Source organism: Actinomadura harenae, assembly GCF_003696215.1.
Lineage (GTDB): Bacteria > Actinomycetota > Actinomycetes > Streptosporangiales > Streptosporangiaceae > Spirillospora > Spirillospora harenae.
The window spans coordinates 1-4,548 of record NZ_RFFG01000218.1 but is presented as its reverse complement, the minus strand read 5'-3'; the positions used below and the strand labels follow the sequence as shown (position 1 = coordinate 4,548).

The 4,548-nt window shown below is 66.0% G+C and carries 3 protein-coding genes; 1 reads left to right on the top strand and 2 read right to left on the bottom strand.

Features of this window, described 5'->3' with window-relative positions; translation table 11 throughout:
* Positions 1 to 633 precede the first annotated feature (633 nt).
* Positions 634 to 1,125 carry a GNAT family N-acetyltransferase gene (locus tag EBO15_RS42665; protein ID WP_122200124.1) on the bottom strand — a complete coding sequence of 164 codons (492 nt, stop codon included), beginning with the start codon at positions 1,123 to 1,125 and terminating at the stop codon, positions 634 to 636.
* A 10-nt stretch (positions 1,126 to 1,135) separates the two neighbouring features.
* Complete coding sequence (locus EBO15_RS42660) at positions 1,136 to 2,560, bottom strand: hypothetical protein (RefSeq protein WP_122200123.1); 1,425 nt, start codon at positions 2,558 to 2,560, stop codon at positions 1,136 to 1,138.
* 250 nt (positions 2,561 to 2,810) lie between these two features.
* Here EBO15_RS42660 and EBO15_RS42655 point away from each other — a divergent pair, with 250 nt between their 5' ends.
* A complete protein-coding gene (locus EBO15_RS42655; RefSeq protein ID WP_147481915.1) occupies positions 2,811 to 3,425 on the top strand; it encodes an ATP-binding protein in 615 nt (204 codons plus the stop codon).
* Positions 3,426 to 4,548: the final 1,123 nt, after the last annotated feature.

Genomic DNA, 4,548 nt, shown 5'->3' with positions numbered 1-4,548 from the left:
CCATGCGGACAGCCTCGTCCTTGAACTCCTGCGAGAAGTACCGCCGTTTACGCCTTGCCAATGACCTTCCTTCCGGTTCGTCCACAATCCTAGCTATGGACGTGTCCGGAAGATCCGAGGCACCTCAGAGCGACCTGGCGAGTCCAGCGAAGCGCTGTGACGAGCTCGCGAAACAACATCAACCCGCACAGGCTCAAGAGGCTGAGCATGACTGTCTGGGGTGGTGTGAGTCCTCCGAACGCCGTGCCCAAGTCGCGTGTGGTGTTGGGGTCGGGGAGGGGCATCGTTCCGAGCGGTGCGCATTCCCGTCGGTTGTTCCTCATCTCAGTCTCCGTCCTCTGGTCGGCTTCCTCGATCAAACCCGCTGGGATGCCTGACAGCGGCAGGATGAACCGCGCACGCCGACTTCCCGCCAGGTGGAGCCGAGACCAGGGCGAGGCTGGGCCGCCTGAATGTCCTTGTGGGCAGGAGATCGCGGGAAGGGGCCAGGGGCGGAGTGGTGGTGACGACATCCATTCATTGAGCAGAATTGATCAGCAGGTAGTCGGTGTGGCTGGCGATTGCCGCTGGCTGGCGGAGGCGCCTGCTCCGATCTGGTGATCAGTCCTATCTCTGCGAGTGCCGCTCGTGGGATCAGGGTGAGAGGTCCTTGGCCAGTGCGCGGTTGATGGTCGCGTCGCGCTCCCGGTAGGCGGGGATCGGCTGGTAGCCGGTGCGTGTGTACAGGCTCAGGGCTTCGGTGTTGCGTGAGCCGGTTTCCAGGATGATGCGCCGGGCGCCGCTGGCCCGTGCTGCGTCTTCCAGCGCTTCGAGAATGCGATGTCCAAGCCCGTGACGGCGGTGGCTGGTGGCGACGTACAGCTTCTTGATCTCTGCGACGCCAGGCGCGTGGGTCTGGACCCCGCCACAGGCACAAGGGGTCTCGTCCTCGTAGGCGACAAGGAAGAGGCCGTTGGGTGGTGCGAACGCTGCGGGAAGGTCGTCAGGCGCGTCAGCGAAACCGTAGCGGGCGAGCTGTTCGCGGTAGAGGTCGGCGGTGAGGCGGCGGACATCGGGGTGGTCATACGACCTTGGGCGGAGGTTGAGCCGGCGAGCGTCCTCGGGGGGACGTGGGGCCTGGGACATTCCTCCATGGTCACGCAGTGCGGAGCGCATCATCCAACTCGGGCAGCAGGTCGGCGACATACGGGTTCCGGGCGCGGCGCGCGAACGCGCGCCGAAGTCGCCGGAGGAGCACGTGGCAGCGGACGGACTGCACTCCGGCCAGGCGCTCGGTTGCTTGATGGACGGTCTTGACGGCTGCTTCCAGGTCGTGCAGTTGAAGATGTGCCTGGACCAGGTAGCAGCCGTGCAAGAGCGCTGAGCGCTGGTATTCAGTTCGCAGGCCGGTGGAGGACAGCGGTGTCAGGAGATCGACGGCCTCGTTGAGTAGCGGCCGTGCCTGACCGGGGTTGTGCCGGGCAAGGTCGACCAAGGCCTGCCCCGTCTCCGCGGCCAGTTGATCGGCGTTGAGGTAGTAGAGGAACGGTGGGTCGTCTCCCCCGTGGCGGTTCTGGAGCAGTGCTCTGGCCTGATCGGCCGCGTCGCGAAAGGCATGCACGTCGCCAACGGCGGCCTGCGCAGTGGCCAGACGACCGCTCAACCGGGCCCGTGTGCCTGGCGAGGCGTCGGCGCTCTGCTCTGTGGCGGCTCTGGCGATGCGGATCGCGTCTGCGGCCTGGCCATTGTGGGCGCTCTGGTAGGCCAGCATTCCCAAGGTGTTGGTGGCGCTCTCTTTCGCGATCCGCCGCACTTCGCTCGTCGAGGACTCGGCCGCCGCACGCGCGGCCCGGACGGCGAGGAGCAGATAGCGCTGGCCTGCGCCGTGATTCCCGGCATCCCAGAACATCCAGCCCGAGAGCTGGGCCAGGTCCGCGGACGCGAGCAGAAGGCGTTCGCGGATGTCGCCGACCGGCGCCGAATTGCGCAGCAGATCGAGGACGGCGTGCAGCTCTCCGCTGACGTAGCGCAGATTGAGGGTGCCGCCGCCGGCCCGGTCGTCGAGGAGACGAAGGTCGGCGATGTGCCGTGCGATGAGGCTCATGAGCGCGGGTCGCACGATCTCTTTCGCGGATGATCCAACCAGGCGGGTAGGCGAGTGATGCATGCCGTCCAACGCCGCAGTGATCAGGGGGACACCGTCCGCCGGCACGCGCTGCTCGGGAGGCTCGTGCATGAGTTCCGAGAGCTTCGCAATCACCTCATCGACGTCCCAGCTGGCAGCGAGGGCCGCGATCGCGGATGCGGGCCGGTGGCGGTCCAGTCCCTGACGTGCGGGCCAGATGTCCGCAGGTGAGACGACACGGCCCAGCTTGGTCGACAGAACCTCGGCCACGATCTGCGGGTACGGGGGATATGGGCAGAACCCCTTGGCGATCCAGTGGTACGGCGTTGTCGGATGAATCCGGTCTGAGATCCGGCCACGCGACTCCAGCCACGCGTTGATCGCATGCGCCAGGTCGCGTGGAGTCCACTTCAGCCGGTCCAAGTGCTCAGTGAGAAGCGTTTGTTTCGCACCCATCTGATCTCCATGCCGAATCGGCAATTTCGAGCAATGTAGCTCCGCTGGGTGCGGGCGGTGGCCCGGAATCTAGAACCCCGTCCGACCTTCACAACATTCACGGCTTCGTTGGCGACCGTCACCATGTTCACGCTCCGGTGCTCTGTCATCTACGGATCGTGACGCATCAGGGTTCTCAGTGCCGCCCGGTACTGCGCCAGTGCTGTGGCTTGGCGACACAGATCACGCATCCGAATGGGGAGGCCCGAAGGTGGGAGCATCACGACCGGTCGACACGATCAGTGCGCACGAAGCCACGCCCATGCGCCGGCGCCTCCTGGCTGCCGTGGTGGCCCGGGCTTGCTGGGTGTGCGCGCTCGTGGTTGCGGATCGCCTGACCGTGCCCGCGTCCCTGGAGCAGGTGCGCGTGGTCAGGACGTGGCTGCGCGATCGGATGGGCCCCGAGCATCCGTGTGCTGATTCGGCGTCGACGGTGGCCAGCGAGCTGGCCACCAACGCGATCCTGCACGGCTCGCGCCCCGGCGCACGGGTGCAGGTGAATCTCAGGCGGTGGCCTGGGCGTCGGGTCTCCTTGTCGGTCGCGGATTGGGGGAGCGGAACCGGAAGCAAGCCGACCATGAAGATGGTCAGGGCCGCGAGCGAGAGCGGCCGGGGCTTGCTCATCGTCGGATCCCTCGCGGCGCGGATGAAGGTCCGGAGAAACCACTCTGGCTACCGGGTGTGTGTCCTGCTGCACCCACGGGACCAGAGCAAGGCGGACTCGTTCTCGGTTGAGGAGCTCGCTGGTCTCGGCCTTCTCGAGTGTGTGACGGACCAACCTGGCGGTGGCATGACGGACGACGCCCTGCAGCGTCCGCATGCATGACAGGCGGAGACCCGGGGCGCGCGGCCCGGTCTACCTGGGGAAGCTGGCGGTGCTACTCCGAGGCCCGCACGTACTCACAGCCTTCATCGAAGGTGATGGAGCCCGCCCTCGGCTTGTAGTGGCTCGCCCAAGTTTCGGGGCGGCGCGAATTCTGATCGGGCGCGACTGGTTCTGGTGGGGCTGGGGCGAGGGCATCGCTCCGTGCGCAGAAGTGGATTTCGCCGCCGACTGCATCGCGGCACGATTCACATCGTCATGCACGTATGGGCGTCGACTTGACGTCCGCTAAGAGGTGCCGATCGTTGATATTGCCGTTCAAATGCTCCCTGGTCGAAGGTGGGCAGCGGCGTTCGGGGGAGTGTTCACCGTCATGCGAAACCAGGACAGGGTAAGGCGCGCGGCTGAAGAGTGGGTGCGCGAATGTGAGGGGCCTTCATGGCGTCGTGTTTTCGACGGACGTCTGGACCAGGCATCTCCAGGGCGTCGATTCGTGAAGGAGGCGCTGGCGGATTCCGTTCGTGCTGATGACGCCGAACTCGTTGCGTGCGAGCTGATCAGCAATGCGCTGCTGCATTCGCGGTCAGGGGAGCCTGGAGGCTGGTTCGGCGTCGAGGTCTCCTTGGGGCGTTTGGTGCGCATCGCTGTTCAGGATCTGGGGGGCCACGGAGTTCCACGGGTGCCCGCGCTGGGGGCAGGAGGCGAGCTGGTGGTCGGCGGGCGGGGGTTGTGGACGGTCTCGCAACTGTCAGTGGGTTGGGGAGTATGCGGGACCCCGGACAGTGGCCACCTGGTGTGGGCAGACCTGGCCATCCCTGCATGTGCCGGTGGGGGTGGATGAAGATGTCGGTCGCCTCGATGGTTGCTTCGGAGCTGGCCGCGCTGAGGACGGAGTGGGCGCTGTGGGGCTTCCTGGTGAATGCAGATCACCTTGGGCGGGGCAGGGCGGGGGCTTCGCCACGTGAATGATGGGTTCTTCGCTGGTGGGGCCAGTTGGGGTGAGGTGCCTCGGATCTTCCGGACACGTCCATAGCTAGGATTGTGGACGAACCGGAAGGAAGGTCATTGGCAAGGCGTAAACGGCGGTACTTCTCGCAGGAGTTCAAGGACGAGGCTGTCCGCATGG